The sequence below is a fragment of the Micromonospora sp. NPDC005979 genome (genome assembly GCF_040614415.1).
GTDB lineage: Bacteria > Actinomycetota > Actinomycetes > Mycobacteriales > Micromonosporaceae > Micromonospora.
Map to the genome: position 1 here is coordinate 122,300 of NZ_JBEXUR010000011.1, position 25,664 is coordinate 147,963.

27 protein-coding genes and 1 riboswitch are annotated in these 25,664 nt (G+C 72.8%); of the genes, 7 read left to right on the plus strand and 20 right to left on the minus strand.

What is annotated here, in order from left to right; genetic code table 11:
• Positions 1 to 13 precede the first annotated feature (13 nt).
• The 3 genes from ABZ272_RS19650 to ABZ272_RS19660 form a co-directional block, all read right to left on the minus strand.
• Positions 14 to 562 carry a thioredoxin domain-containing protein gene (locus tag ABZ272_RS19650; RefSeq protein WP_355051378.1) on the minus strand — a complete coding sequence of 183 codons (549 nt, stop codon included), beginning with the start codon at positions 560 to 562 and terminating at the stop codon, positions 14 to 16.
• Positions 559 to 1,056, minus strand: a complete 498-nt coding sequence (locus ABZ272_RS19655) for a redoxin domain-containing protein (protein WP_355051379.1) — start codon at positions 1,054 to 1,056, stop codon at positions 559 to 561. The genes ABZ272_RS19650 and ABZ272_RS19655 overlap by 4 nt, the downstream gene beginning before the upstream one ends.
• A 61-nt stretch (positions 1,057 to 1,117) precedes the next feature.
• Positions 1,118 to 1,804 (minus strand): BON domain-containing protein, encoded by a 687-nt coding sequence (locus ABZ272_RS19660; RefSeq protein ID WP_355051380.1) that lies wholly within the window; start codon positions 1,802 to 1,804, stop codon positions 1,118 to 1,120.
• Positions 1,805 to 2,209: 405 nt separating this feature from the next.
• Between ABZ272_RS19660 and ABZ272_RS19665 the strand changes: the two genes are divergently transcribed.
• Positions 2,210 to 4,966, plus strand: coding sequence for a cellulose binding domain-containing protein (locus ABZ272_RS19665; RefSeq protein ID WP_355051381.1), 2,757 nt, complete (start codon positions 2,210 to 2,212; stop codon positions 4,964 to 4,966).
• A 170-nt stretch (positions 4,967 to 5,136) separates the two neighbouring features.
• Here ABZ272_RS19665 and ABZ272_RS19670 read toward each other — a convergent pair whose 3' ends face one another.
• Both ABZ272_RS19670 and ABZ272_RS19675 read right to left on the minus strand, forming a co-directional pair.
• A complete protein-coding gene (locus tag ABZ272_RS19670; protein ID WP_355051382.1) occupies positions 5,137 to 5,544 on the minus strand; it encodes a hypothetical protein in 408 nt (135 codons plus the stop codon).
• A 140-nt stretch (positions 5,545 to 5,684) separates the two neighbouring features.
• Positions 5,685 to 5,825, minus strand: a complete 141-nt coding sequence (locus tag ABZ272_RS19675) for a hypothetical protein (RefSeq protein WP_355051383.1) — start codon at positions 5,823 to 5,825, stop codon at positions 5,685 to 5,687.
• A gap of 376 nt (positions 5,826 to 6,201) precedes the next feature.
• Between ABZ272_RS19675 and ABZ272_RS19680 the strand changes: the two genes are divergently transcribed.
• Entirely contained in the window at positions 6,202 to 6,564 is a 363-nt protein-coding gene (locus ABZ272_RS19680; protein WP_355051384.1) for an STAS domain-containing protein, read from the plus strand.
• 16 nt (positions 6,565 to 6,580) lie between these two features.
• Here ABZ272_RS19680 and ABZ272_RS19685 read toward each other — a convergent pair whose 3' ends face one another.
• Positions 6,581 to 7,408, minus strand: coding sequence for a 5'/3'-nucleotidase SurE (locus ABZ272_RS19685; protein WP_355051385.1), 828 nt, complete (start codon positions 7,406 to 7,408; stop codon positions 6,581 to 6,583).
• On the minus strand, positions 7,405 to 8,382 hold the full coding sequence (locus ABZ272_RS19690; RefSeq protein ID WP_355051386.1) for a PfkB family carbohydrate kinase: 978 nt from the start codon (positions 8,380 to 8,382) through the stop codon (positions 7,405 to 7,407). The genes ABZ272_RS19685 and ABZ272_RS19690 overlap by 4 nt, the downstream gene beginning before the upstream one ends.
• A gap of 170 nt (positions 8,383 to 8,552) precedes the next feature.
• Between ABZ272_RS19690 and ABZ272_RS19695 the strand changes: the two genes are divergently transcribed.
• Complete coding sequence (locus ABZ272_RS19695) at positions 8,553 to 9,005, plus strand: SRPBCC family protein (protein ID WP_355051387.1); 453 nt, start codon at positions 8,553 to 8,555, stop codon at positions 9,003 to 9,005.
• Positions 9,006 to 9,474: 469 nt separating this feature from the next.
• Here ABZ272_RS19695 and ABZ272_RS19700 read toward each other — a convergent pair whose 3' ends face one another.
• From ABZ272_RS19700 to ABZ272_RS19720, 5 genes are all read right to left on the minus strand, one after another.
• Positions 9,475 to 10,035 carry a hypothetical protein gene (locus ABZ272_RS19700; RefSeq protein ID WP_355051388.1) on the minus strand — a complete coding sequence of 187 codons (561 nt, stop codon included), beginning with the start codon at positions 10,033 to 10,035 and terminating at the stop codon, positions 9,475 to 9,477.
• A 93-nt stretch (positions 10,036 to 10,128) separates the two neighbouring features.
• Positions 10,129 to 11,151 carry a hypothetical protein gene (locus ABZ272_RS19705; protein ID WP_355051495.1) on the minus strand — a complete coding sequence of 341 codons (1,023 nt, stop codon included), beginning with the start codon at positions 11,149 to 11,151 and terminating at the stop codon, positions 10,129 to 10,131.
• Positions 11,152 to 11,204: 53 nt separating this feature from the next.
• A riboswitch (cyclic di-AMP (ydaO/yuaA leader) is annotated at positions 11,205 to 11,336 on the minus strand.
• 112 nt (positions 11,337 to 11,448) lie between these two features.
• Entirely contained in the window at positions 11,449 to 12,366 is a 918-nt protein-coding gene (locus ABZ272_RS19710; RefSeq protein WP_355051389.1) for a cation diffusion facilitator family transporter, read from the minus strand.
• A gap of 107 nt (positions 12,367 to 12,473) precedes the next feature.
• Positions 12,474 to 14,591, minus strand: coding sequence for an AAA family ATPase (locus ABZ272_RS19715; protein WP_355051390.1), 2,118 nt, complete (start codon positions 14,589 to 14,591; stop codon positions 12,474 to 12,476).
• 107 nt (positions 14,592 to 14,698) lie between these two features.
• Positions 14,699 to 15,673: an alpha/beta hydrolase gene (locus ABZ272_RS19720; RefSeq protein WP_355051391.1), complete on the minus strand. Its 975-nt coding sequence runs from the start codon at positions 15,671 to 15,673 to the stop codon at positions 14,699 to 14,701.
• Positions 15,674 to 15,822: 149 nt separating this feature from the next.
• Here ABZ272_RS19720 and ABZ272_RS19725 point away from each other — a divergent pair, with 149 nt between their 5' ends.
• A complete protein-coding gene (locus ABZ272_RS19725) occupies positions 15,823 to 16,482 on the plus strand; it encodes a carbonic anhydrase (RefSeq protein WP_355051392.1) in 660 nt (219 codons plus the stop codon).
• 62 nt (positions 16,483 to 16,544) lie between these two features.
• On the opposite strand, the gene ABZ272_RS19730 is transcribed toward ABZ272_RS19725, so the two are convergent.
• On the minus strand, positions 16,545 to 16,874 hold the full coding sequence (locus ABZ272_RS19730) for a hypothetical protein (RefSeq protein ID WP_355051393.1): 330 nt from the start codon (positions 16,872 to 16,874) through the stop codon (positions 16,545 to 16,547).
• Between the two features lie 307 nt (positions 16,875 to 17,181).
• Here ABZ272_RS19730 and ABZ272_RS19735 point away from each other — a divergent pair, with 307 nt between their 5' ends.
• Together ABZ272_RS19735 and ABZ272_RS19740 are read left to right on the plus strand one after the other, a co-directional pair.
• Positions 17,182 to 17,673: a DUF3145 domain-containing protein gene (locus ABZ272_RS19735; protein WP_355051394.1), complete on the plus strand. Its 492-nt coding sequence runs from the start codon at positions 17,182 to 17,184 to the stop codon at positions 17,671 to 17,673.
• A gap of 96 nt (positions 17,674 to 17,769) precedes the next feature.
• The gene (locus tag ABZ272_RS19740) at positions 17,770 to 19,503 is read left to right on the plus strand and encodes a glycoside hydrolase family 3 N-terminal domain-containing protein (protein ID WP_355051395.1); all 1,734 of its coding nucleotides are present in this window, start codon (positions 17,770 to 17,772) and stop codon (positions 19,501 to 19,503) included.
• A gap of 32 nt (positions 19,504 to 19,535) precedes the next feature.
• Here the strand turns inward: ABZ272_RS19740 and ABZ272_RS19745 are convergent, their stop codons facing one another.
• Genes ABZ272_RS19745 through ABZ272_RS19755 form a run of 3 tightly spaced genes read right to left on the minus strand, consistent with a single transcriptional unit; the run spans position 19,536 to position 21,750 of the window.
• The gene (locus ABZ272_RS19745) at positions 19,536 to 19,829 is read right to left on the minus strand and encodes a DUF1330 domain-containing protein (RefSeq protein ID WP_355051396.1); all 294 of its coding nucleotides are present in this window, start codon (positions 19,827 to 19,829) and stop codon (positions 19,536 to 19,538) included.
• 32 nt (positions 19,830 to 19,861) lie between these two features.
• Positions 19,862 to 21,295 carry an MFS transporter gene (locus ABZ272_RS19750; RefSeq protein ID WP_355051397.1) on the minus strand — a complete coding sequence of 478 codons (1,434 nt, stop codon included), beginning with the start codon at positions 21,293 to 21,295 and terminating at the stop codon, positions 19,862 to 19,864.
• Complete coding sequence (locus ABZ272_RS19755; RefSeq protein WP_355051398.1) at positions 21,292 to 21,750, minus strand: MarR family transcriptional regulator; 459 nt, start codon at positions 21,748 to 21,750, stop codon at positions 21,292 to 21,294. The genes ABZ272_RS19750 and ABZ272_RS19755 overlap by 4 nt, the downstream gene beginning before the upstream one ends.
• A gap of 98 nt (positions 21,751 to 21,848) precedes the next feature.
• On the opposite strand from ABZ272_RS19755, the gene ABZ272_RS19760 reads away from it, so the two are divergent.
• Positions 21,849 to 22,067, plus strand: coding sequence for a hypothetical protein (locus ABZ272_RS19760; protein WP_355051399.1), 219 nt, complete (start codon positions 21,849 to 21,851; stop codon positions 22,065 to 22,067).
• Between the two features lie 76 nt (positions 22,068 to 22,143).
• Here ABZ272_RS19760 and fabF read toward each other — a convergent pair whose 3' ends face one another.
• The 4 genes from fabF to ABZ272_RS19780 form a co-directional block, all read right to left on the minus strand.
• Positions 22,144 to 23,370 (minus strand): beta-ketoacyl-ACP synthase II, encoded by a 1,227-nt coding sequence (fabF, locus tag ABZ272_RS19765; RefSeq protein ID WP_355051400.1) that lies wholly within the window; start codon positions 23,368 to 23,370, stop codon positions 22,144 to 22,146.
• Between the two features lie 2 nt (positions 23,371 to 23,372).
• Positions 23,373 to 23,612 (minus strand): acyl carrier protein, encoded by a 240-nt coding sequence (locus ABZ272_RS19770; protein ID WP_007463517.1) that lies wholly within the window; start codon positions 23,610 to 23,612, stop codon positions 23,373 to 23,375.
• 87 nt (positions 23,613 to 23,699) lie between these two features.
• Positions 23,700 to 24,644 (minus strand): beta-ketoacyl-ACP synthase III, encoded by a 945-nt coding sequence (locus tag ABZ272_RS19775; RefSeq protein ID WP_355051401.1) that lies wholly within the window; start codon positions 24,642 to 24,644, stop codon positions 23,700 to 23,702.
• A complete protein-coding gene (locus ABZ272_RS19780) occupies positions 24,641 to 25,597 on the minus strand; it encodes an ACP S-malonyltransferase (protein WP_355051402.1) in 957 nt (318 codons plus the stop codon). The genes ABZ272_RS19775 and ABZ272_RS19780 overlap by 4 nt, the downstream gene beginning before the upstream one ends.
• Between the last annotated feature and the right edge of the window lie 67 nt (positions 25,598 to 25,664).

The window sequence follows — 25,664 nt, forward strand, 5'->3', positions numbered from 1 at the left end:
GCGGTGGAGCTTGTCAGGCGTTCGCCGCCGCGTCCACGGCGGCCAGCAGGTCGGGCAGGTCGTACCCGCCGTCGTGCCGGACGTCGTTGACGAAGAGGGTCGGTGTGCCGTTGACCCCGCTGCGGATCCCGCCCACGAAGTCCCGACGTACGCGGTCGGCGTACGTCCGGCGGTCCACCTCGCCGTTCACCTCGTCCGTCGGCAGCCCGAGCTGCTCGACGCCGAGCGAGAGGTGGACGGGGTCCAACTGGTCCTGGTGCTCGTACAGCCAGTCGTGCATCTCCCAGAACTTGCCGCGCGCCGCGGCGGCCTCCGCCGTCTCGGCGGCCCGTTCGGCGTACGGGTGGACGTTGGCGATCGGGAAGTACCGGTAGACCAGCCGTACCGTGTCGGCGCGCTGGCGCAGCAGCTCGTGCAGGTTCGGGTACGCGGCGCCGCAGAACCGGCACTGGAAGTCGCCGTACTCGATGATGGTCACCGCGGCGTCGGACGGCCCGCGGACATGGTCCTCGACGGTCAGCGGCTCGCGCAGCCGCGCGGTGACCTGCAGTGGCGTGGTCATCGGGCCATCACCTTCCGCTCGTTGGTCAGGTTGTCCAGCGCGTCGAAGATCCCGTCCGCGCCCGGGTTGACGTCGGGGGCCGACAGGTAGCTCCACGCCACCGTCCCGGCCTGGTCGAGCACCACCAGCGCGCGGGCCGACTCACCCCGCGAGGTGTACGCGCCGTACCGGCGGGACACCTCACCCTTGGGCTCGAAGTCGGACAGCAGCGGGAAGGTGATGCCCTGGTTCTCGGCGAACGCCCGGTGCGACCAGATGCTGTCCACCGAGATGCCCAGCACCATGGCCTGGTACTGCTCGAACACCGGCGCCGCCGCCTGGTAGAGCGACATCTGGTCACCGCAGACGGGGCTCCAGTCGGCGGGATAGAAGGCCAGGACGACCGGGCGACCCCGGAACTGCTCGGGGCCGGTCTGCCGCCCGTCCGGAGTGCTTGCCAGGGTGAAGCCGGGGGCGGGGTGCCCGGGTTGGATCAGCCCGTTCGGATCACTCATGCCACCAGCCTGCCGCCGGGACGGGTGAGACGGACTCACCCGTCCCGGGTGGTACCCGTGCTCAGCGCAGCACCGGGGCGACCGCGATGTGGTTCTGGACCTCCCGGATGCCCGGCGCGGACCAGGCCACCTGCTCGACCTCGGCGCGTTCGGGCATGGAGTGCACCAACCCGGCGAGAACCGCCGTGTCGCCGTGCACCCGGACGGTGATCCGCTCGGCCTCGGTGGCGCCGGCCCGGGCCAGCGCGTCCACGATCTTCTCGGCCAGGTTCACGCCGTCCGGCGTCGCGTTCGGCTGGACGGTGATGCCGTTGCTGACCCCACGGACGCCGGTCAGCCGGCACACCGCTCGTTCGGCGGCCCGGCGCTGGTACTCCCACTCGACCTCACCGTGCAGCGTCACCCACCCGGCCGAGACGGTGACCTGGAGCTTCTCGATGGGCACGAACGCGTCCCACTCCAGGGCGTCGCCGGCCGCGGCGGCCAGGTCCGGGTCGGCGCGTTCGTCGCTGCCGGCCAGTTGCACGGTCAGGTCGTTGGCGACCGCCCGGACACCGGCGACGCGGTGCGCGGCGCGTTCCCCGGCCCACTTCTTCGCGTAGCTGTCCACCCGTCCGCTCAGCGTGACGACGCCCTCGGCCACGGTCACGCCGATCTCGTGCGGCTGCACCCGGGGTTCCCAGGTCAACTCGTCGAGGACGGCGGACTGGATGTCCTGGTCGGTACGCGTGATCGTCGCGATGGCCATCTGCCCCTCCCATCCGCTCGCGTGCCTGGCGGACCGGGTGTTGGCCGTGAACGGCCCGCCGAGGTCCGATCCTGCCGGCCGGGCGGGTTACCCGTCCTCACCCGATGCGGGTGGGGCCACCAGGCGGACCTGCGTGCCAGGCGGGCTCACGAGCGGCGTTGGGAGCGCTTCCATAGCGGCGTCGGATCGGTTAGGGTGAGTGCGTTCCTCGATCGCGGGAGCCTCGCGTCGGGTGGTTGGAGCCAGGGCAGCTCCGATCCGTCCCCCGCGTCGTCGTCCGTCCCCCGGGCCGCGACGCGCCATTTCCGGTCGACCCGTCCCCGCGTCGCCGTGCTCGTCCCCCGGGCCGCGACGCCACCCCGGTCGATCCCGACTCCCGGGTCCCCACCCCCGAGAGGAACGCAGATGCCCAGATCACTGGCCAGCGTCGTCGTCGCGGCGCTGACCGTCGCCACGGCCGTCGTGGCGGTCCCGATCACCGCCGCGGGTTCGGCGCCGGTCCCGGCCGCCGCCGAGGCGTACACCTGGCGCAACGTGCCGGTCGGCGGCGGTGGCTTCGTGCCGGGCATCGTCTTCAACCCCACCGAGAAGAATCTGATCTACGCCCGGACCGACATCGGCGGGGCCTACCGCTGGGAGCAGGGCAGCCAGTCGTGGACGCCGCTGCTCGACTGGGTCGGCGCGGACCGCTGGGGCTACAACGGCGTGGTCAGCATCGCCACCGACCCGGTGCAGACCAACCGGGTGTACGCGGCCGTCGGCATGTACACCAACGGCTGGGACCCGAACAACGGCGCGATCCTGCGCTCGACCGACAAGGGCGCCACCTGGCAGGTCACCGAGCTGCCGTTCAAGAACGGCGGCAACATGCCGGGCCGGGGCATGGGCGAGCGGCTGGCCGTCGACCCCAACCGGAACAGCACCCTCTACTACGGCGCCGAGGGCGGCAACGGGCTGTGGCGCAGCACCGACTACGGGGCGACCTGGGCCAAGGTCACCGCCTTCCCCAACGTCGGCAACTACCGGGCCGACCCCAGCGACCCGAACGGCTACAACGGGCAGAACCAGGGCCTCACCTGGGTCAGCTTCGACAAGAGCACCGGCACCGCCGGCGCCACCACGCAGACGATCTACGTGGGTGTGGCCGACAAGGACAACCCGGTCTACCGCAGCACCGACGGCGGTGTCACCTGGGCGCGGATTCCCGGGCAGCCCACCGGCTACCTGGCGCACAAGGGCGTCGTCGACCCGGTCGGCGGTCACCTCTACATCGCCACCAGCGACACCGGTGGCCCGTACGACGGCGGCAAGGGCGACGTCTGGAAGTTCACCCGGTCCACCGGCTCCTGGACGCGGATCAGCCCGATCCCCTCCACCAGCGGCGACGACTACTTCGGCTACAGCGGGCTGACCATCGACCGGCAGCACCCGAACACGCTGATGGTGGCCACCCAGGTCTCCTGGTGGCCGGACGCGATCTTCTTCCGCAGCACCGACGGTGGGGCGACCTGGACCCGCATCTGGGACTTCACCAGCTACCCGCAGCGGTCCAAGCGCTACACCATGGACATCAGCTCGGTGCCCTGGCTGACCTTCGGCACCAACCCGGCGCCTCCCGAGGAGACCCCCAAGCTCGGCTGGATGAACGAGTCGGTGGAGATCGACCCGCACGACTCCAACCGCATGATGTACGGCACCGGCGCCACCATCTACGGCACCACCGACCTCACCAAGTGGGACACCGGCGGTCAGTTCACGATCCGGCCGATGGTCCGGGGCCTGGAGGAGACGGCCGTCCTCGACCTGGTCAGCCCACCCAGCGGCGCGCCCCTGATCAGCGCCCTCGGCGACGTCGGCGGCTTCCGGCACACCGACCTGGAAACCATCCCGTCGATGCTCTTCACCCAGCCGGTCTTCACCAGCACCACGAGCCTGGACTACGCCGAGAGCAAGCCCGCGGTGCTGGTGCGTGCCGGCAACTTCACCGACTCCGACCGGCCCAACGACAGCCACGTCGCCTTCTCCACCGACGGCGGGGCCACCTGGTTCCAGGGCACCGAGCCGTCGGGCGTCAACGCCGGCGGTACGGTCGCCGCGGCGGCCGACGGCAGCCGGTTCGTCTGGGCGCCCGGCGACGCGGGCCAACGCGTCGTCTACGCGGTGGGCTTCGGCAACTCGTGGGCGCCGTCCACCGGCATCCCGGCTAACGCGACGATCGAATCCGACCGGGTGGATCCCAACCGGTTCTACGGCTTCAGCGGCGGCCGGCTCTACCTGAGCACCAACGGCGGCGCGAGCTTCACCGCGACGGCGGCGACCGGCCTGCCCACCTCCGACGTGCGCTTCAAGGCGTTGCCCGGCAAATCGGGTGAGCTGTGGCTGGCCGGTCCGGGCGGGCTCTGGCGGTCCACCGACTCCGGGGCCAGCTTCACCAAGCTGGGCGGCGTCAGCGCCTCCGGCAACGTCGGCTTCGGCAAGGCCGCGCCGGGGCGGACCAACCCCGCCGTCTTCCTCTACGGCACGGTGGACGGTCAGCCCGGCGTACACCGCTCCGACGACGGCGGCACGACGTGGGTACGCATCAACGACGACCGCCACCAGTACGGCAACCCGACCGAGGCGCTGACCGGCGATCCCCGGGTCTACGGGCGTGTCTACCTGGGCACCAACGGTCGCGGCATCCTGGTGGCCGACCGCACCGGCGGCACGCCACCTCCCACCACGCCGCCTCCCACGACCCCGCCTCCGACGACGCCGCCTCCCACGACCCCGCCTCCGACCACGCCGCCTCCCACGACCCCACCTCCCACGACCCCGCCTCCGACCACGCCGCCTCCGACCACGCCGCCTCCGGTTGGTGGGTGTGCGGCGACCTACCGGGTGACCGGCTCGTGGACGGGCGGATTCCAGGCCGAGGTCGTGGTCAGCAACCCCGGCACCAGGCCCATCGCGGGCTGGACGCTCGGCTGGACCTTCCCCAACGGCCAGCGCGTCAGCCAGCTCTGGGGCGGCACCCACACCCAGACCGGGGCGGTCGTCTCGGTCGTGGACAGCGGCTGGAACGGCGCGCTCGCCTCCGGGGCAAGCACCACGATTGGCTTCCTCGGTTCCTGGACCGGCACCAACTCGCCGCCCACCTCGGTGAGCTGCACGAGTCGCTGACCCGGTGGCCCGGCGTCGCCCGGGCCACCCCAGAACACCGGTCCGCCGGGGCTGCCTGAGGGGTCCGGCACCCCGGCGGACCGGGCGCAATTCCGCCCAGCGCCGCCACCGGTACGCGAGCGGGCCCCGCCGACGCGATGTCGACGGGGCCCGCTCGCGTACCGAAAGTGCTAGTCGTCCAGGCCGACGGGGGAGTTGGGGCGGTCGACGTCGACGAACTCGACGTCGTCCACGGCGCGGTCGTCCCGACTGCCGGCGGCGCGGGCGGCGGAGCCCACGGCCCAGCCGACCGCCGCGCCGACCAGCGCGGCGCCGATCAGCAGCGTCCACGGCAGCGCCGGCTGGCGTCCGGCGAGCGCGTCGAAGGCGCGCGACGCGCGACGCCGTGCCTCCTCCGCCGCCGAGCCCACCAGGTCACCGGCGCCGTCGGCGAGGTCGCCGCTGCTGCGACGGGCCGATCGCGCGGTGTCCCGGACACTGTCGCCCGCGGAGCTGACGGCGGAGAGCAGCTGCTCCCACGCCTGGTCCGCGATCCGCTCCGGCTTGCTGCGCCGGTCCAGCAGGTTGGTTCCGAACATCGTGGTTACCTCCTCAGGTGCCGAAGCCGCCGGCCACTTCGGACCTCGGCGTCCGTCCAGCGCGACACGGTTCGCTGACTGCGCAGTGCCCCGGGCCGGTCGCGCGCAAACCCGGCCCGGCATGGCGCACGCGCGGGAGGTCAGCGCACCGCCACCGCGGCAACACCGCGGGCGAAGTCGTCGTCATCGTCATCGTCGTCGTCTCCGCCGCCGAAACCGCAGGCCAGTACGAGGGCGAGCAGCAGACCGACGCCGGCCAACCCGGCCAGTCGCTTGATCATCGAAGGTCCTCTCCGTCACGGTGGGTGTCCCGGCCGATGCTAGGAAGCGTCGGCAACCACGTTGGCGGGTCCGACCGCGACACGCCGGTCCCACGCGGGGCGGGCGTGCGGGACGGTACGGATGTCGGGCTTGCCGGACCGCGACCGCTACCCTGGTCCGGCGGCGCGTCGGTTCCGACCGATCGTCGACTGATCAGATAACGAAAAGTATTGAATGATCAGATGCCGAAAAGTGAGGATATGGGCGACTTTGTCCGCTCGGATCCGTGAATTGCTCATCCCGAGGGGTGGCGACCGAGGCCGTTGGAGGAATACTCTCGGTCGCGGCCCGCGTACTGATGAGGCGCCCGGGGGACGGGCGGGTGGAGGTGCTCGCGTGAGCCTGTCGATTGTGAAGTCGGTCCTGTCCGGTGGTGTCGTCGAGATCGCCCCGCGGGGTGAGATCGACGTCGACACAGCGTACGAGGTGCGTGAGGCGATTGCGGAGGTGCTGGCCAAGAGCCGCCCGCTCCGCATCGAGCTGAACATGAGGCTGGTCACCTTCATCGACTCCGTGGGCATCAGCGCCATGGTCGCCGGCTTCCAGACCGCCGAGGTCAGTGGCGTCAAGCTGGTCGTCACCGAGCCGAGCCGGTTCGTGCACCGTCAGCTCTGGGTGACCGGCCTGCTCGGTCTCTTCGGCGCGCCCGAGCCCTACTTCGCCGGAACGGCCACGCCCGAGGTGCTTCCCGGCGCCTGAGGCGCGGCTGCCACCGTCAGGCCTGCTCGTCCAGACCGGTCAGGTCCACGTCGGTCACCTCGGTGACCGCCCGGATCGCCGTGACCGACGCGTACCCGGCGGCCAGCAACGCCACGTCGGTGCCGGGCTGCGCGGCCTGCCCGGGCTCCTCCAACGAGGTACGCACGAAGCCGTGACCCGACTCCGCCACCGTCATCTGCACCTGGCCGAAGCTGGCCAGCGCGCCACGGCGTACCCCGTGCAGCCGCTCGTGCGGCAGGTCGGGGGCGTTGACGTTGAGCACGCTCTCCGGCGGCGCAGAGGTCAGCCGGGGGAGCAGGTCCAGGGCCACCCTTGCGGCGGTGCTCCAGTGCCGCTCGGCGTCGCGTACCCGGCCCGCTGCGTCCACGGCGGCGCCACCGCTGGCCGCCGTGGCCTCGCCCGCGCTCAGCACGTCCAGCGAGACCGCCATGGCACGGCACCCGTTCGAGGCCGCGGTGAAGGCGGCGCCCACCGTGCCCGAGTGCAGCACCGCCCGACCGGCGTTGGCGCCCCGGTTGATGCCCGACAGCACCACCGACGGCGGCGGGCCGAACGCGCCGTGCAGCGCGATCAACGTGATGAAACCCGGCGAGCCGCCGACCCCGTACGCGGGCACTCCCTGCAGGTCGGGCAGCGGATGGTCGTTCACCACCACCCGTCCGTCCCGCTCGATCGCGCTCATCGAGGCGCTGGTGCCGCTGGCTTCTTCCAGCGGCGCCGCGACCACCACGTCCAACCCCCGCTCGGTGGCGGCCCGGGCCAGCGCCTGGATGCCGGGTGCGCCGATCCCGTCGTCGTTGGTGACGAGCACCCGCAGCGTCATCGCTCCACCACCCGGTCGGCCAACTCGTCGGGGGTGGTCCGCTCGTGTTGCCGGCTGTCTGTCGGGACGAGTCGGACCCGCTCCACGAGACCGGTGATCGAGTCCACCCGTCCGGTGCCCAGCCCGTGTCGGGTCACGTTCAGCGCGCCCGCCGCCGCACCGGTGCGGATGGCCGTACGGATGTCGCCGCCACGGGCGACCACAGCCGCCACGCCGGCGGTCATCGAGTCGCCCGCTCCGCGCGGGTCGGCGGCCTCCAGCCGGGGCATCTCCACCTCGAAGAGTTCCCCGTCGACGAGCGCCAGCGCGGGCTGCTCGGCGCGGCTCACCACGACCGTCTCCGCGCCGGCGGCGTGCAGGTCGTACATCGCCCGCGTCAGCTCCGGGCCGCTCCCGTCGCGGGCACGACCGTCCCGGATCAGCTCCTCGTGGCTCACCTTGAGGAAGAACACGCCGCTGTCCAGCACCGCGCCGAGGTGGTCACCGGACAGGTCGACGACCACCCGGCTGCCATTGGCGCCCAGGTCGGCGGCGAAACGCCGGTACAGGTCGGCCGGGACGAGCCACGGTGCGTTCGGGCCACTGAGGACGCTCACCTCGGCGCGCAGTCCTTCGCCGAGCGCCAGGTTGTACAGCTCGTCCAACTCGTGGCGGCTCAGGCGTTCGCCGGGCACGTCGACGACCTCCTGCCGGGAGCCGCCGCGACGGTCGTGCACGTACGCGCCGCTGCCGGAGTCGCGCACCACGACCTTCAGGTCGACCCCCTCGCTGACCAGCAGCGGCTCCAGCACCTGGCCGATCTCGCCGCCGAGCGCGGCGCAGAGCACCACGTCGACCCCGAGGGACAGCACCATGCGGGCCTGCCAGACGCCCTGACCGCCGGGGTGCAGGTGCAGCTCGGGCTGGTCGTTCGGCTGGTCCACGGTCACCGTCAGCTGCGGCGTCGGCGCGAAGACCATCACGTGCCCGCTCACCGGTCGTCACCGTTCATGTGTCCCCCTTCGTCACAACCGGTGATCTCCCATCAGCCGACCGTAGTGGGAACGCTGCGCGAATGCCGGGACAACGCACGGTGTCCGTCCGGCCGTTGCCAGCCTGGGCGGCGTACGGGACGATCGTGCGACCAGCGACGTCGGGAGACGGTGTGCTCAGCAGCGATACCTTCAGCTACACCGTCCAGGCCCGCTGCTCACTCGCCGACGCGGCGGCGCTGTTGAGCGACCTGAGCCGTCAGGGTGAACTGCATCCCCTGATCGTGCGGGTCCGCGAGGTGCCGCCCCGCCCGGGCGCCCGCGCCAGCTACACGATCAACGACAGACTGGTCGCCGGCCCGCTGCGCTTTCGCACCACGTACCGCGCGGACGTGCTGGTCAGCGAGCCCGACGAGATCGTCACCGTGGCCCGCCAGTGGCCCGCCACCACGGTTCGCAACCACACCCGGCTGCGCGCCGAGCCGGACGGTCTGGTCCGCATCGACGTCGACATCACCCTGCGCGCGCCGACACCCCTGTTCCGGTACGCCTTCGGCCAGGCCCGCGCCGCCCACCTAGCCCTGGCCGCGCGCCTCGGCGCGGCCCTCGACACCCCGGCGCCCTGACCGCAGGACCCTCCCAGATGGCCGACGCGGCACCGACGAGGCCCTGCCTCGGCGTAGCCCCGACCGCCCGTCCGGCCCAACACAACGCGGCCCACCCTGCCCCGCCCCGGCCCGCCCCGGCCCGACGCAAGGCAATGCGGCCTGGCCTGGCCCGGCTCGGCCCGCCCCGGCCCACCCCGCCCTGACGCCAGGCAATGCGGCCTGGCCTGGCCTGGCCTGGCGCGGCGCGGCGCGGCTCGGCCCGGCGCGGCTCGGCCCGGCCCGGCGCGGCTCGGCCCGGCGACCGGATGCCTCAGTTCGGTCCTTTGCTCTGCTTCAGCGGAGGCAACACAAATGGCCCCCGACTGTTGCCTCCGCTGAAGCAGAGCAAAGGGCGCGTGCACACCCTCCGGCACCCGGCGTGCGGCCGTCGTGATCAGGCTCCTAATGCGCCGGCTGCCCTGATCGTGATGGCGACTGCGTCACCGCGTCACCGCGTCACCGTGTTGCCGGTGTTGCCGGTGCTGCCGGTGCTGCCGGCGTGAGGGGCATGCGTCGCGGCTTGTGTCGCCTCGGGGCGGCGGGGTCGCGCGGGTCGGCGTCCCCAGGGCTTGTACGTCGACAGCACCGTCGCGATGATCATGAGACTGGTCGACACCGCGGGCGCGATCACCAGGTCGGCGCGGTCCCGCGCCGGTAGCGCGGCGCCCAGCGCGCCGGCGTGCCGCAGGTTCGGGGTGAGCAGGAACAGCACCAGCCCGACCATCACGGTGGTGATCACGAGCTTGATCACCACCCACCGGTAGCGCAGCAGGCCCCAGGGGGTGAGCAGCGCGCTGGCGACACCGACGAGCCACACGAGCACGCTCAGCGGCGCGAAGAGCACGGTGCCGACGAGCCCGGCGACCGGGTAGACCGCCGCCGGGTCGGCGCCGCGCTGTGCCGCGATGCCGAGGGTGAGCAGCACCAGGTCGGCCCCGAGCCAGCCGAGGGAGGTGACCAGGTGCAGGGTGAGCAGGGCCTTGCGGGTGCGGGGCGCGATTCGCGGCATACCCGAATGCTCCCGGCCCGACCCCGCGTGGTCGTCCGACCAGCGACGACGTCCGGGGTACGCCCGCTGACGTACCCCGGACGGCCTCGGCGGTCAGTACACCGACAGATGCACGTGGTTGGTGTGGTCGCTGGAGGGGTCGCCGTTCCCCCCGCTGTACGACTTCCAGCCGCTGCTGGGTAGCCAGATCTGCTTGAACCAGATCACGTAGAGCACCGCGAGCCGGTCGGCGTTGCGGATGAAGTACGCGGCCAGGTTGTTGCCGTACGTCTTGTCGCCGCCGCTGGCGATCCCGCCGAAGCCACCCTTCTGCGCGGCGAAGTCGCAGGCCCGGCCCTTGGGGTGCTCGCCCGAGCCGCCGTTGCGGTGACAGGAGACGTACCGGGTGAAGCCGGCGGCCTTGGCCTGGTTGAGCGCGTGCAGGGTGCGGGGGGTGATGCAGCCGCTGGCCGGGGTGGGGTCGTTGATGCTGCACGACTCGGACGGCCAGGAGCCGTCGGAGTTGCGGGGGGCGGGTTGAGCGTTGGCGGTGGAGGTGCCACGGTTGGAGCCGGTGTCGGCGGCGGCGGTGGCGCGTGCCTTGTCGTTGGCGACGGTCAGGGCCCGCTCGGCCTGCTCCTTGCGCTTGGCCATCACCTCGACCTGCTTACGCTGCTCCCGGATCTCGCCGTCGAGGGCGACGCGGGTGCGGTTCGCCTCGTCCCGGGTGGCGTGCAGGTCGCGCAGCACCCGGTCCTCGTTGGCGGCCACCACGTCGAGGGTGGCCGCCCGGTCCATGAACCCCTCGGGGGTGTTGCTGTTGAGCAGGGCCGAGACGGTGCTGAGTCGGCCGGTGCGGTACGCGACGCCGGCGATCTCGCCGACCTTGCCGTTGCGTACGGTCATCTCGGCCTCGGTGGTCTTGAGCTTGACCGCGAGCTGCTGCTGCCGCTGGACCGAGGTGTCCAGCGCGCGCTTCGCGTCCAGGTAGCCCTTGCTGGCCGCCTCGAGCTGGGCCCGTAGCGCCGGGGTGCCGCCCTCCTCGTCGCCGTCGGGAGCGGCGGCGGCCCGCAGGCCGCCGGGGGCAGCGGCGGTGGCGGCGCCGACCGGAAGCGCGACGCCGAGGGTGACCATCATGACGATCAGTGCCGCAAGTCGGGCGGCGGGTGGGCGTGCTGGTGCCACTACGCATGTCCTTCCGTCAGCCGCCGACCGGGTTAGCTGACGGGTTCGGGACGGAAGATCCCTACCGCTGACGCGGATGCACCCCAGGAACATGGTTCCCCGGTTCGCCCTGTCGGGCGATTAGGCGACGGCCGCCACCGGCGCCGGGAGGCGCCGCCGGGTGGTGGCCGGGACAGAGCCTACCGGTGCTGGTGGGGTCTGTGCAGCCGTTGTGACGGAAGGTGCTTACGCGGTCACGATGGATGACGGTCACCACTCGACGGAACCGCAGGCGCCCGGGGCGGCGCCGGGTTCGGTCTGCAGCGTGGCGTGCTCGATGCGGAAGTCGTCCCGCAGGGCGGTACGCGCCGCGGTGAGCACCGCGCCGACCTCCGCGCCGGGCGCCATGGTCAGGTGCGCGGAGGCCACCTCCATGCCCGAGGTGAGCGTCCAGACGTGCAGGTCGTGCACCTCGACCACGCCGGGCACCGCGGCCAGTCGGTCGTGCACGGCGGTGACCTGGAGGTGTTCCGGGGCGGCCTGCACGAGGATGCGGACGGCGGCCCGCCCCAGCCGCCAGGTGCGCGGCAGGATGAACACGCCGATCCCGACCGCGACCAGCGGATCGGCCCACCACCAGTCGGTGACGGCGATCAGCAGCGCGGCGCCGATCACGCCGAGCGAGCCGAGCAGGTCGCCCAGCACCTCCAGGTAGGCACCCCGGAGGTTGATGCTCTCCCGGGCGCCGGCGCGCAGCAGCCCGAAGGCGACCACGTTCGCGAGCAGGCCGAGGATGGCCACCGTGAGCATCGGACCGCTGAGCACCTGGTGTGGGTCGCCGAACCGGCCGATCGCCTCGATCACCACGTAGATCGCCACGCCGGAGAGCAGGACGGCGTTGGCCAGCGCGGCGAGCACTTCGAGGCGGTAGAGCCCGAAGGTGCGTTGCGGGTCGCCGGTGGCCCGCCGCGTGGCGGTGATCGCGGCGAGCGCCATCCCGATGCCGAGCACGTCGGTGAACATGTGCCCGGCGTCGGAGAGCAGGGCCAGTGAGCCGGTGTGGAAGGCGGTCACCGCCTCGACCACCATCAGGGCAGCGAGCAGTCCGAAGGCCGCCCAGAGCCGTCCCCGATGCTGGTGGGCGGCGTTGGCGACCGACCCGTGGTGGTGGTCATGTCCTGCTCCCACGGAACCCACCCTCCGACGCCGCCCGGGACCCGGTCAAATGTATGCTCACATCGCTATGTGTGCAAGTGTAGGGCGCGGGCCGCCCACGGGCGATGCCAACGCGACGGTCAGCCGGTCGGGTCGACGGTGGTGAGCCGCTGGGTGGCGCGGGAGAGCGCCACGTAGAGCGTGCGTACGCCGGAGCCCGGATCGGCCCGGATCTCGCTGGGGGCGACCAGCACGACTCCGTCGTACTCCATGCCCTTGGCCTCCAGGCTGGTCACCACCTGCAAGCGCGTCGCGCCGAGCGCGTCGAGCCAACCGGCGACCTCGTCGCGGCGGGTGACCGGCGTGATCACCCCGACCGTGCCGTCGACCTCGCCCAGCAGGCCGGTGGCCGCCTGCACGGCGGCGGCCTGGAGCCCGGCGGGCGGCACCACCAGCTCGACCGGGTCGACGCCGGTGGAGCGGACGGCCCTCGGCAGGGGCAGGTCCGGGTAGAGCCGGCGGATCTCCGCCGCCGCCACCGCGAAGATCTCCGCCGAGTTGCGGTAGTTGGTGGTGAGCGTGAACTCGTGCCGTTTGCGCCGGCCCAGCGCCTGGTCGCGGGAGCGGGTCAGCTCCTCGGGGTCACCGGTCCAGGCGGTCTGCGCCGGGTCGCCCACCACCGTCCACGAGGCCAGCCGCCCACGCCGACCGATCATCCGCCACTGCATCGGCGAGACGTCCTGCGCCTCGTCGACCACCACGTGCGCGTACTCCCGGTAGTCCTCCGGCCGCTCCCGGGCCGCCGCGCGGGCGGCCCGCTGCCGGTCGGCCGCGGTGCTCAGCTCACGAACGCCGCCCGCGAGCTGGAACGGGTCGCGCCGGGCCCGCGCCGGTTTCACCGGCTTGCCGAGCAGCGCGTCCAGCTCGTCGAGCAGCGCCACGTCCGCGATGGTCAGGCCCTCGGAATCCAGACTCTGGTACGCCGTGCCGAGCAGCCGGATCTCCGCGCCGGAGAGGATCCCGCCGGCGTACCGGCGCAGCCGATCCGGTCGAGCCAGCCAGCCGAGTACGTGCCGGGGGTGCAGGCGCGGCCACCAGGCCTTGAGGAACTCCCGGAACTCCGGCCGCTCCGCGATCTCGTCCTCGAAGGCCCGCTGCTCGGGCAGCCGGCCGATGTTCACGCGCCGGGCCTGCGCCCACAGCGCGGCGAAGACACCGTCGAAGCCGGCGCGGCGAACCTCGTTGCGCCGGGCGCCACGGTGCAGCGCGCGGTCCCGGATCGCGTCCAGCTCGCGGCGGTCCAACCGCAGCAGCCCTCCCCGGTAGAGCAGCCGCAGCTCGCCAGGAGCCCCCGGCGCCGCGTCGCGGGCCGCCCGTTCCAGCACCCGGCGCATGCGCAGCGAGCCCTTCACCGCCGCCACCTCGGGCGGATCGGTTCGGGTGGCCGTCATCCCGGGGAACAGGGTGCCCAGCGAGTGCAAAGTCGCGGTGTCCTCACCGAGCGACGGCAGCACCGAGGCGATGTACTCGACGAAGACGGTCGACGGCCCGACCACCAGGATGCCGCCACCGGCGTACCGGCTGCGGTCGGAGTAGAGCAGGAAGGCCGCCCGGTGCAGGGCGACCGCCGTCTTGCCGGTGCCCGGACCGCCCGCGACGATCGTCACCCCGGAGCCGGGCGACCTGATCGCCTCGTCCTGCTCCCGCTGGATCGTCGCCACGATGTCGCGCATGCCCCGACCGGTGGCCCGGGAGAGGGTGGCCAGCAGCGCGCCGTCACCGACGACCGTCATCCCCTCCGGGGCGGCCTCCGGATCGAGCAGGTCGTCCTCGATGCGGGTGACCCGCTCCCGCTGGGACTGGATGGTGCGGCGACGTACGACGCCCAGCGGCTGCGCGGGGGTGGCCTGGTAGAACGCCGACGCTGCCGGCGCCCGCCAGTCGACGACGAGGGTGCTGGCGTCCTCGTCCCGGATGCCGAGCCGTCCGACGTGCAGTACCTGCCGGTCGCGCAGGTCCAGGCGGCCGAAGACCAGCCCCTCGTGTTCGGCGTCGAGGGTGTGCCGCCGCTGTGCCGCGTGAAAGACCATCGCGTCACGTTCGACGAGCGCGCCGAACGTGCCCACCCGCGCCATCCGGTAGCCGTCCCGCTCGGCGCGCACCGCCGACTGCCGCAGCTCGGCCAGTCGGGCGTACACCCGGTCGAGGTGCCGTTGCTCGACGGCGATCTCCTGCTCCAGGGCGGTCTGGTCGGTCAACGCACGCTCCTTCGATGTCGCCGGCAAACGGCGCGAACCGCGCGGGCCAACCGCAGAAGGGTACGGCCCCCGACCCGACCCGCCGCGCCCGAGGTGCGCGAACGTGCTCAGCGACCCGCCGCGACGGCGCCCACGACCTGACCGCGCGGCGGCGGCGCGGCGCTCGGGCCGGGCCCGTGCGGCGGCGCGGCGAGCACCCGGCCCAGGACGCCGGTCAGGGCCGCGTTCACCTCAATCGGACGCTCCATCATCAGCATGTGGCCGGCGCCCGGGCAGACGGTCAGCTCGGTGGCCGGCAGGACGGCGGCGATCGACTCGGCGCACGGCGGCGGGGTCAGTCGGTCCCGGTCACCGACCAGGGCGGCGGCCGGCAGGTGCGCCAGGGCGGCGAGGGTGTCCAGACGGTGCTGAGCGCCGATCGAGGCGCGGAAACCGCCGATCGAGCGCAGCGAGGCGCGGGCCACCGCCGATGTGACCAGGCGGATGTCGCCAGGGTCGCAGCGGTCGCCGAAGAGCATCCACCGGATGCTCGGCTGTAGCGCGTTGAGCAGCGCCCGGGGCGCTCGCCACGAGCCGCAGCGGGCCAGTACGCCGGCGCCAGTCGTCTCGGCGAGCCGGATCAGCCGGGCGATGCGTGGCGAGAGCCCGTACACGGTGTGCGTGTGCCCCTCGGCGGTGGTCGAGACGAAGACCAGGCCGGCCGTACGCGCGGCGAAGTGCTCCCGGTGGCGGTGCGCGTACTCCATGATCGTCATTCCGCCCATCGAGTGCCCGACCAGGACCACCCGACCGCTCGGCGCGACCGCGTCGAGGACGGCGGCCAGGTCGTCCCCGAGCTGGGCCAGGGTGGCCGTGGGCAGCGCCATGCAGCTCGACCGGCCGTGACCCCGCGCGTCGTAGGTGACCACCCGCACCGAGTCGCCGAAGGACGACGTGAGCGCGTCGAGCTGCCGGTGCCAGCTGCGCCCGTCCAGCGTCCAGCCGTGCAGGAGGACCGCCGTCACCGGGGCGTCCACGGGACCGGTGGTCTCGACGTGCAGCCGTACGCCGTCGGGCATACCGACTTCGAATCGCTCCGGCATCGCCACCTCCCAGGGCCACCCAGGCATCAGCCGTACCTCCGATACCCGGCGGTAACACCGGCTACCCGTCGGACGCCACGCCAATCGCGGTCGAGCGAACATTCCCGGACCCGCCCACGGCCGTGTGCCGGCGGGCCAAGCTGAACGGCATGGAGTCGGCGCGGGCGACGCCGGTTCCGCCGGCGGGCGGGTCCGGGGGGCGGGGACGGCAGGCCGGCGGCACGCCCCGGGCCGCGTTGGCCGACCTGCTCGGTGGCAACCGGAGGTTCGTCAGCGGCCAGCCGATCCACGGGCACGACGTCACCGCCGCCGCGGCGGCCGCCTCCGGAGACCAGCAGCCGTACGCGGTGGTCCTCGGCTGCATCGACTCGCGGGTGCCGCTGGAGGCGATCTTCGACCAGACCTTCGGGGCGATCTGCGTGATCCGCACCGGCGGGCACGTGCTCGACCGCGCGGTGTGCGGCTCCATCGAGTACGTGGTGGGCCAGCTCGGCGTGCCGCTGGTCATGGTGCTCGGGCACGAGCGGTGCGGTGCGGTTGGCGCGACCGTGGACGCCCTGCGCACGGGCGAGCGCCCCGGTGGGTCGCTGGCCCACCTGGTCGACGAGATCGCCCCGGCGGTAGTCGAGGTGGGGCTGGACGATCCGGCGGTGCTCGCTCTCACGGTCCGCCGACACGTCCGGCGCACCGTGGACGCGCTGCGGGTCGACGACCTGTTGGCCGGGCCGGTGGCCGCCGGCCGGGTGGCTGTGGTGGGCGGCCTCTACGACCTGAGCACCGGCGAGGTCGCGTTGCTCGAAGCGTCCTGACAAACGAACGACCGCCCGCCGGGAACTCCCGGCGGACGGTCGATGGTGCGGTGGGGGAGGGCTCAGCCCTCGAAGACGCCGGCCGCGACCAGACGCTTCTCGGTGGCCTCCCAGCCGTCGTTCGGGTGAACGGTGGCCAGGTTGTTGATCTCCGCCCGGATCTTGGCGGCGTGGCCGGCGGCGGCCAGCGCCCGGATCTCCTCGACGAAGGCGTCGGAGTCGGTACGCAGGTGCGCGGTCTTGCCGTTGGTCAGGTTACGCACGTAGGCGTGCTTGCCGCCGTTGAGCGGGATGAGGTACTTGAACTCGCCCAGCACGCTGAGGGCGCCACCCTGGCCAGCCTGGCCGGCCCGGACGGACGCGCGCGCGGTCTTAGAGGTGTTGCTCGCCACGGAGGTACTCCTTGCAAGACGTACGGGAGGACTGGACGTCCGGGGGCTGTGTGCGGGTGACACTGCGTCGACCCGCAGAGGTGGAACGCGGCAGAAGCCGCCGATGGAACTGTACATGACCACGACATCAGGCTGGTCGTCGCGGTGTCCTGAGAGGCAACGGAGACCACCCGTCCGGCTATTCCGGGAGGCGTTTTTTCCGATTCCCTGGCGCACCATCCGTCACAGCAGTCATCATGTGTTGCAGCAACCACTCGGGTGGACGAGGTCGTAGGGGAAGACGCACCTCGCTCTCCGGGAGGTCACCGTGCCAACGCGTGGCGTCGTATACGTCCACTCGACCCCGCTCGCCGTGTGCTCGCACGTCGAGTGGGCGATCGCGCGCGTCCTAGCCGCGCCGGTCAACCTGCAGTGGACGGCTCAGCCCGTCGACCCCGGCGCCCGCCGGGCCGAGTGCGGGTGGACCGGCCGTCCGGGGACGGGCGCCGAGCTGGCTGCTGCCCTCCGGCAGTGGCCCATGATCCGTTTCGAGGTCACCGAGGAGCCGAGTCCCGGCGTCGACGGTGAGCGCTTCATGTACGTGCCCGCCCGTGGCCTGTTCCGGGCCACCGTCGGGGCGGCCGGTGACATCCAGCTCGGCGAGGACCGGCTGCGGGCCCTGATGGCCTCCGCCCGGGCCCCGGAGGCGCTCTCGCACGCCCTCGACAAGGCGCTCGGCACCGCATGGGACGCTGACCTGGAGCCCTACCGGTACGCCGGCGACGGCGCTCCGGTGACGTTGCTCACCCGGGTCGGCTGACGGCGGGGCCTTCCGCGCTGCCGACCTGGGTGTCGCGTCACCCTGACGGTGGCGACCGGTAAGGTCAAGTTGCCCCGATAAGGGGGAACTGGTGGGATGGTCGGCGTGCCGATTCGCTCGCGACACGCCGGTGTCGCCGTCGCCGCCCTGACCGCCCTGATCGTCTCCGGCTGCTCGGGTACCCCGGATCGTCCCGACCCGACGCCCGGCCCGACCGGCGCGTCGGCGGCCCCGAGCGCACCCGCCTCGCCGCCGACCGACGACCCGGCCGCGCGGGCCGCCGCGCTGGTCGCGACGCTCTCCGACGAGGACCTGGTCGGGCAGGTGCTGATGCCGTACGCGTACGGCGATTCGGCCACCAAGGTCTCCACCGGCTCGGCGGCCGGCAACCAGGCGCTCGCCGGCGTCGACACCCCCGCCGAGATGATCGCCAAGTACCGCCTCGGCGGGCTCATCCTGGTCGGCTTCAGCGCCGACGACCCCACCAAGGGCAACCAGGAGACCACGAACGTCGACAACCCGAAGCAGGTCCACGACCTGACCACCGGGCTGCGCGGGGCCGCCGGACGGCTGGCGGCCGGCCCGGCGCCCTTCCTGATCGGCACCGACCAGGAGTACGGCGTGGTCACCCGCGTCACCGACGGCGTCACCATCCTGCCCAGCGCCCTCGCGGCGGGCGCGGCCGGTGACCCGAAGCTGACCGAGGCCGCCTGGCGGGCCGCCGGCGCCGAACTCGCCGCCATGGGCATCAACATCGACTTCGCTCCGGTGGCCGACGTGCTGGCCACCCGCAGCACGGTGATCGGCTCCCGGTCGTTCGGCGCTGACCCGAAGATCGCCGCCGCGCAGGTCGGCGGCGCGGTCCGTGGTCTACAGGCCAGCGGCGTCGCGGCCACCCTGAAGCACTTCCCGGGGCACGGCCACAGCGCCGACGACTCGCACAAGGACCTGCCGGTGCTCACCCAGTCCGCGGCGACGCTGCAGAGCGGGGCGTGGCCGCCGTTCAGCGCCGGGTTCGACGCGGGCGCGATGGCCGTGATGTCCGGCCACCTGGACGCGCAGGCCATCGACCCCGGCACCCCGGCGACCTTCTCCCACAAGCTGCTCACCGACGTGCTGCGCGGTCAGCTCGGTTTCAAGGGCGTGGTGATCACCGACGGGATGAACATGCCACCGGCGAAGCGGTGGGCGCCCGGCGAGGCCGCCGTCCGCGCGCTGAACGCCGGCAACGACCTGATCCTCATGACTCCGAACGTCGGTCAGGCGTACGACGGGCTGCTCGCCGCCCTGCGCGGCGGGTCACTGCCCCGGGCCCGCCTCGTCGACGCGGTGACCCGGATCCTGACCATGAAGTTCCGGCTGGCGGCGGGCCCCGCCGAGCCGATGTCCACGCTCAACACCCCGGCGCACCGGGCGGCGGCCGACGCGCTGGCCGCCGGAGCGGTCACCGTGCTGCGCGGTGCCTGCGGCGGCGCGGTGCACGCCCCCGTCACCGTCACCTCCTCCGCCGGTCGGGACGGCACCCGGGCGGCGCTCACCGCCGCGCTGACCGCGGCCGGCGTGACGGTGAAGCCGAGCGGCGGGACGGTGGTGCACCTGGTCGGCTACGGCGACGGGGAGAAGGACCTGAGCGCGAGCGCGGCCGTCACCGTCGCCATGGACACGCCGTACGTGCTGGCCAAGGCCAAGTCGCCGACGCTGCTGGCGACGTACTCCTCCAGCCGGGCGTCGATGACCGCGCTCGCCGCCGTACTGGCCGGCAAGGCCCGCCCGGGTGGCCGGTCACCGGTGGTGGTGCCCGGCCTGCCGGCCACCACCTGCAAGAGCTGACGGCACCGGCGGGAGATCCGACCGCGCCCCGGTCAGTCGACGCCCTCGACGATGCGGAAGTCGCGCTCGACGCCGTCGGAGAGTGCGGCCAGCGCCTCCTGGTAGGCCGCACTCTCGTGCGCCGCGACGGCCTGCTCGAAGCTGTCGAACTCGACCAGGACCGTGCGCTCGGCGATCCCGGCGCCGTGCGCCACGATCCGACCGCCCCGGACGAGGGTCCGACCGCCAGCGGCCCGGACAGCGGGACCGGCCAGCTCGTTGTAGGCGGCCAGCTTCTCGGGGTCGGAAATGGTGCGGTAGGCGCTGACCCAGTAGCCCTTGGGCATGGAACCTCCTGTGTTCAGAGAGTGCGTCCGACTCACCTGTTGGTCGCGGACGATCGTCGTCGAGCGAGAGCGAGGCTCGTCAGCGTCGCGATCGCCATGGCGCCGATCCCGACCAGCGCCGCCGTGGTGTAGGCGCGGTCGTCGGGAAAGAGGTGACCGGGGCGAGTGCCCGCGGCCAGGACCAGGCCGCCGACAGCGCTGCCCAGCGAATACCCGACGCTGCGGACGACGTAGTTGAAGCTCATCGCGCTCGACGTCTCGCTCCTCGGAGTGACAGCCAGGATGACGCCGGGCATCGCGGCGGAGAAGCCGCCGACGCCGAAGCCGAGCACGCCCATCGCCGCGAACAGTTCGACCAGGTCCGACCGGGCCGCCGCGAACAGGGCGAACCCGACGCCGACCACGATGGCGCTGCCGGCCAGGAGCAGCGGGTCGGCGATCCGCGTGCGGATCCGCGGTGTGAGCTTGCCGGCGACGAACCCCAGCACGGAGAACGGGATGAGGACCAGCCCGGCGACGAAGGTCGTCAGCCCGAAGCCGTAGCCGACGCCGGGCGGCGTCTGCGCGTACCGGGTGATGAGCGTGAGCAGGAGGTACATGCCGATCCCGGCGACGAACATGGCGAGGTTCGCTCCCGCGACCGCCGGGTGCCGTACCGCCCGCACATCGATCAGGGGTGTCGGGCTGCGCAGCTCGATGACGGCCCAGACGCAGAGCAGCACCACCGCGACGACGGCGAGGCCCGCCGCCACGGCGAGGTGCCCGCTCCACAGATTCCGCTCACCGGCGAGGAACAGCACCAGGAGCAGCGCAGCGCTCAGGACGACCGCGCCTTTCACGTCCACGTGGGCGGATCGGCCTTCGGGAGCTTCGGGCATGGCGCGCCACGCGGTCAGGAGAGCGGCGGCGGTGACGACCAGGCCGAGACCGTAGGCGGCCCGTACTCCGCCGAACTCGGCGAGCAGTGCGGCCAACGGGTAGCCGACGCCGGCGCCGATGATCGAGACCACCGAGATCAGAGCGATCACGGCCGCGCTGCGCTCCTCGGGGAGGTGGTCCCGGGCCACGCCCATCATCAGCGCGGTGAGCCCGAGCCCGACCCCCTGGGCCGCCCTGCCGGTCAGTAGCCACGCGAACGGCAGTGGCAGCACGGTGAGCGCGCTGCCGGCGACGACGACGGCCAACGTGGCGAGGATCGTGGCCCGCCGGTGTGGACCGGCTCCGAGCCGACCCAGGACCGGCGTGGCGACGGCACCGCTGAGCAATGCGACGGTCAGCGTCCACTGCGCGCTGCCGAGCGAGACGTGGAACGAGGTCGCCACGCTGGTGATGAGCGGCGTCCCGAGACTGGCGACCGCCGCCACGACCAGCGCGATGAACATCAGGGCGGGGACCAGCAGCCGCGTCTCGGAGCGGGGCACCGGGAACGCCTCCAGCGCGCCCCCGCCGACCGGTTGCCCGGTCACCGCTTCGGCCCTTCGCGGTGCTGACCTTCGAGCTCCGCCAGATGCTCCAGCGCCGGCAGGGCCGCCACCAGCGCGTCGACCTCGTCGCCGGTGAGCCGGCCGATCAACCGCTCGAACGCGTGGATCCCCGCCTGGCGTCGCGTCCGGACGTAGGAGGCGCCGGCCTCGGTCAGGCACACCAGCGTGACCCGCTTGTCGGACGGGTCACCCCGCCGCTCGACCAGGCCGGATTCCTCCATCACCCGGACCAGGGTGGTCATCGCGGGCTGGGTGACGCCCTCGACCGCGGCCAGGTCGGTGATGCGCCGCGGACCCGTCCGGTCCAGGGTCGCCAGGGTGGCGGCAGACGTCAGGCTCATGTCCCGGGGCAGGCGTCTCGCGGCCCTGGTGGCCAGGCCGTAGAGGGCCGCCCCGATGGCTGCGGACGTGCCAGGAGGAGTGTCTGGACGACTCACGCCAAAAGCATAGCGCTTTTATATTCATGGTCTATGCAAGAGGCCATGGCCCGGGAATCCGGTCGCGCCCGCAGGGCCACCCTGGCAGCGTGTCGCCCATGGGTCAGGCGCAGGGCTTCCGGTACGACCAGCGGGCCGACGGCACGGTGGTGATCACCCATCACGGCCGGGTGGCGGGCACGCTGCGGGGCGCCCGCGCGGCGGAGTTCCTCGCCGAGGTGGACGACGACCCGCAACTGGTGATGGCCCGCTGGACCGGCAACTACCGCCACGGCAACGAGCGCACCGCCCGGCAACACCCCCGCAACCGACGCTGAACGCGAAAGGGCCCCCTCGGGAGAGGGGACCCTTTCGGAACGGCCAGCTCACGGCCGCTGTCTCACCGCCGCTGTCTCACGGCCGTGCGAACACCAGCGCCACGTTGTGACCGCCGAAGCCGAACGCGTTGTTCAGCGCGGCGGGGATGTCCATGTGGCGTGGCTTGTGCGCGGCGACCTCCAGGCTGAGCCCGGGCTCCGGGTCGTCCAGGTTGATCGTCGGGGGTACGACGCTGTCGCGGATCGCCAGGATCGTGGCGATCGACTCCAACGCTCCGGCCGCGCCCAGCAGGTGACCGGTCATCGACTTCGTCGCGGCCAGCACCGGGTGGTCGCCGAGCGCCTTGTGCAGCGCGCCGATCTCCAGCATGTCGCCGACCGGGGTCGACGTGGCGTGCGCGTTGACGTGCACGATGTCCTGCTTGGCGATGTCCGCGTCCGCGATCGCCTTGGCGATGGCCCGGATGGCGCCCTCACCCTCGGCGTGCGGCTGCACGATGTCGTACGCGTCGGACGTGATGCCGGCGCCGGCGAGGCGGGCGTACACCCGGGCGCCCCGGGCCGCGGCGTGGTCGGCCCGCTCCAGCACCACGATGCCCGCGCCCTCGCCGAGGACGAAGCCGTCGCGGCCGGTGTCCCACGGACGGGAGGCACGTTCCGGCTCGTCGTTGCGGGTCGACATGGCCCGCATCGAGCTGAAGCCGGCGATCGGCAGCGGGTGGATGACCGCCTCGGTGCCGCCGGCCACCACCACGTCGGCCCGGCCGGCGCGGATGATGTCCAGACCGAGCGCGATCGCCTCCGCGCCGGTCGCGCAGGCGCTGGCCACCGTGTGCACGCCGGCCTTGGCGCCCAGCTCCAACCCGACCCAGGCGGCCGGACCGTTGGGCATCAACATCGGGATCGTGTGCGGGGACACCCGCCGCGGCCCGGACGCCTCCAGGATGTCGTCCTGGGCGAGCAGGGTGGTGGCGCCACCGATGCCGGAACCGACGCTGACCGCCAGGCGCTCCCCGTCGATGCCGGCGTCAACCAGACCGGCGTCCGCCCAGGCCTGCTGCGCCGCGATGAGCGCGATCGCCTCGGAGCGGTCGAGCCGGCGCAGCTTCACCCGGTCGAGCACCTCGGACGGCTCCACGGCCAGCTGGGCGGCGATCCGCACCGGCAGTTGCGCGGCCCACTCCTGGGTGAGAGCACTCACCCCGGAGCGGCCGGCGAGCATGGCGTCCCAGGTCGACGCGACGTCCCCGCCAAGCGGGGTCGTCGCGCCGAGCCCGGTGACGACGACGTCAGGACGACTCATGATCAGGACTGCGCCTCGATGAAGCTGACGGCGTCCCCGACGGTCTTGAGGTTCTGCACCTCGTTGTCCGGGATCTTGACGCCGAACTTCTCCTCGGCGGCCACCACGACCTCCACCATGGAGAGCGAGTCGACATCGAGGTCGTCGGTGAAGGACTTCCCCTCGGCCACGTCGTCCGGGTTCACCCCGGCAACCTCTTCGAGGATCTCGGCGAGGCCGGTGGTGATCTCGTCACGGGTCATTGCGGTTGGTTCCTCTCATAGGGGGTTCTCTGGCGGCCGGCGTCGCCGGCCACCGCTCCTTCAGCGCGTACGCGCCTCAAGGGGGCTTCAGGGGCAGCGAACGACCTGACCGGCGTAGGTCAGGCCACCGCCGAAACCGAACAGCAGGACCGGGGCGCCCGAGGGCACCTCCCGCCGCTCGACGAGCTTCGACAGGGCCAGGGGGACGCTCGCCGCCGAGGTGTTGCCGGACTCGACGATGTCCTTCGCGATGATCGCGTCGGGGATGTTGAGCCGCTTGGCGATGCCGTCGATGATCCGGGCGTTGGCCTGGTGCGGCACGAACGCGGCCAGCTCCGACGGGTCGACCCCGGCCCGCTCGCACGCCTGCAGGGCCAGCGGCGCCAAGGCGGTGGTGGCCCAGCGGAACACCGACTGGCCCTCCTGCTGGATGTACGGGCGCCAGCCCTCGATGCGTACCGCGTCGCTCTTCTCCGGCGCCGAGCCCCACACCACCGGGCCGATGCCGGCGGGCTCGTCGTCGGCGGTGGCGGTGACCACCGCGGCGCCGGCGCCGTCGCCGAAGATGATGCAGGTGGAGCGGTCGGTCCAGTCGGTGAAGTCGGACAGCTTCTCGGCGCCGATCACGATCGCGTTGCGCGACGCGCCGGCCCGGATGGCGTGGTCGACGGTGCCCAGCGCGTACGCGAAGCCCGAGCAGGCGGTGTTGACGTCGAACGCGCCCGGTGCGGCGATGCCCAACTTGCCGGCGACCCGGCAGGCCACGTTGGGGCTCCGGTCGATCGAGGAGCAGGTAGCGACCACGACCAGGTCGATGTCGGCGGCGCTGAGCCCGGAGTTGGCCAGCGCCTTACCGGCGGCCGCGGCGGCCATGTCGGCCACCGTCTCGCTGTCGGCGATCCGCCGGGTGGCGATGCCCACCCGGTCGCGGATCCACTCGTCGTTGGTGTCCACGAGCTGGGCGATGTCGTCGTTGGTCACCACCCGGGATGGCTGGTAGTGCCCCATCGAGACGATGCGACTGCCGGTCATGAGTGTCCTCCGATGGGGGCGAGCGGTTGGCCCGCGGTGCCGTGGCGGGCGATCAGGTCCCGGGCGGCCGGCAGGTCGTCGGGGGTGTTCAGGGTGACGATCTCCGGGGCGCCCTCGCCCCTGAGCTCCCGCTTGACCAGGCCGGCGAGGGTGCCGGCCGGGGGCAGCTCGATCACGCCGGTCACACCGTGCTCGGCGAGGGCGCGCATGCACAGGTCCCAGCGCACCGGCGCGGTGACCTGGCGGACCAGGCGTCGCACCAGCTCGTGCCCGTCGGTGACGGCGGTCCCGTCGAGGTTCGACAGCAGGATCCGTGCCGGGTCGACGGGGGCGATCCCGGCGGCGACGGCGGCCAGCGCGGTCTCGGCCGGGGCCATGTACGGGGTGTGGAAGGCCCCGGCCACCTGGAGCCGGATGACCCGGGTCTTCGCGGGCGGCGCCGCGGCGAACGCGTCCAGCCCGTCCAGCGAGCCGGCGGCGACGATCTGGCCGGCGCCGTTGCGGTTGGCGGGGTGCAGCCCGTTGGCGCTGATCGCGGCCAGCACCTCGTCCGGATCGCCGCCGAGCACGGCCGCCATTCCGGTCGGCTCCAGCGCGCAGGCGGCGGCCATCTCGCGGCCACGGATTCCGGCGAGGGTGAGAGCGGCCTCGGCCGACAGCACCCCGGCCACCGCCGCGGCCCCCAGCTCGCCGACGCTGTGCCCGGCGGTGAGCGCCACGCCGTCCAGCGGCAGGTGCTCGGCGGCGAGCAGCGCCGCCGCGACGAGCAGCGGCTGGGTACGCGCGGTGTCCTTGATCTCGTCCGCGTCGGCGGCGGTGCCCAGGTGCACCAGGTCCACGCCAGCCAGCGCGGACCACCAGCGCAAGCGCGCCTCGGTGCCGGTCAGGTCGAGCCAGGGGGTCAGAAAGCCGGGTTTCTGGGAACCCTGGCCGGGACTAAGTACGGCGAGCACGCCTATGACTCTCCCGGATACGCGTGGGTAGCGCTGTGCCGGGGCCGACCAAACCGCACTAGAACCT

What these genes read in the sequence shown, in the direction of transcription:
- ABZ272_RS19650 (WP_355051378.1), bottom strand. Translation starts at nt 562, where the DNA reads ATGACCACGCCACTGCAGGTCACCGCGCGGCTGCGCGAGCCGCTGACC.
- ABZ272_RS19655 (WP_355051379.1), bottom strand. Translation starts at nt 1,056, where the DNA reads ATGAGTGATCCGAACGGGCTGATCCAACCCGGGCACCCCGCCCCCGGC.
- ABZ272_RS19660 (WP_355051380.1), bottom strand. Translation starts at nt 1,804, where the DNA reads ATGGCCATCGCGACGATCACGCGTACCGACCAGGACATCCAGTCCGCC.
- ABZ272_RS19665 (WP_355051381.1), top strand. Translation starts at nt 2,210, where the DNA reads ATGCCCAGATCACTGGCCAGCGTCGTCGTCGCGGCGCTGACCGTCGCC.
- ABZ272_RS19670 (WP_355051382.1), bottom strand. Translation starts at nt 5,544, where the DNA reads ATGTTCGGAACCAACCTGCTGGACCGGCGCAGCAAGCCGGAGCGGATC.
- ABZ272_RS19675 (WP_355051383.1), bottom strand. Translation starts at nt 5,825, where the DNA reads ATGATCAAGCGACTGGCCGGGTTGGCCGGCGTCGGTCTGCTGCTCGCC.
- ABZ272_RS19685 (WP_355051385.1), bottom strand. Translation starts at nt 7,408, where the DNA reads ATGACGCTGCGGGTGCTCGTCACCAACGACGACGGGATCGGCGCACCC.
- ABZ272_RS19700 (WP_355051388.1), bottom strand. Translation starts at nt 10,035, where the DNA reads ATGCCGCGAATCGCGCCCCGCACCCGCAAGGCCCTGCTCACCCTGCAC.
- ABZ272_RS19705 (WP_355051495.1), bottom strand. Translation starts at nt 11,151, where the DNA reads ATGATGGTCACCCTCGGCGTCGCGCTTCCGGTCGGCGCCGCCACCGCC.
- ABZ272_RS19720 (WP_355051391.1), bottom strand. Translation starts at nt 15,673, where the DNA reads ATGCCGGAGCGATTCGAAGTCGGTATGCCCGACGGCGTACGGCTGCAC.
- ABZ272_RS19725 (WP_355051392.1), top strand. Translation starts at nt 15,823, where the DNA reads ATGGAGTCGGCGCGGGCGACGCCGGTTCCGCCGGCGGGCGGGTCCGGG.
- ABZ272_RS19740 (WP_355051395.1), top strand. Translation starts at nt 17,770, where the DNA reads ATGGTCGGCGTGCCGATTCGCTCGCGACACGCCGGTGTCGCCGTCGCC.
- ABZ272_RS19745 (WP_355051396.1), bottom strand. Translation starts at nt 19,829, where the DNA reads ATGCCCAAGGGCTACTGGGTCAGCGCCTACCGCACCATTTCCGACCCC.
- ABZ272_RS19760 (WP_355051399.1), top strand. Translation starts at nt 21,849, where the DNA reads ATGGGTCAGGCGCAGGGCTTCCGGTACGACCAGCGGGCCGACGGCACG.
- fabF (WP_355051400.1), bottom strand. Translation starts at nt 23,370, where the DNA reads ATGAGTCGTCCTGACGTCGTCGTCACCGGGCTCGGCGCGACGACCCCG.
- ABZ272_RS19770 (WP_007463517.1), bottom strand. Translation starts at nt 23,612, where the DNA reads ATGACCCGTGACGAGATCACCACCGGCCTCGCCGAGATCCTCGAAGAG.
- ABZ272_RS19775 (WP_355051401.1), bottom strand. Translation starts at nt 24,644, where the DNA reads ATGACCGGCAGTCGCATCGTCTCGATGGGGCACTACCAGCCATCCCGG.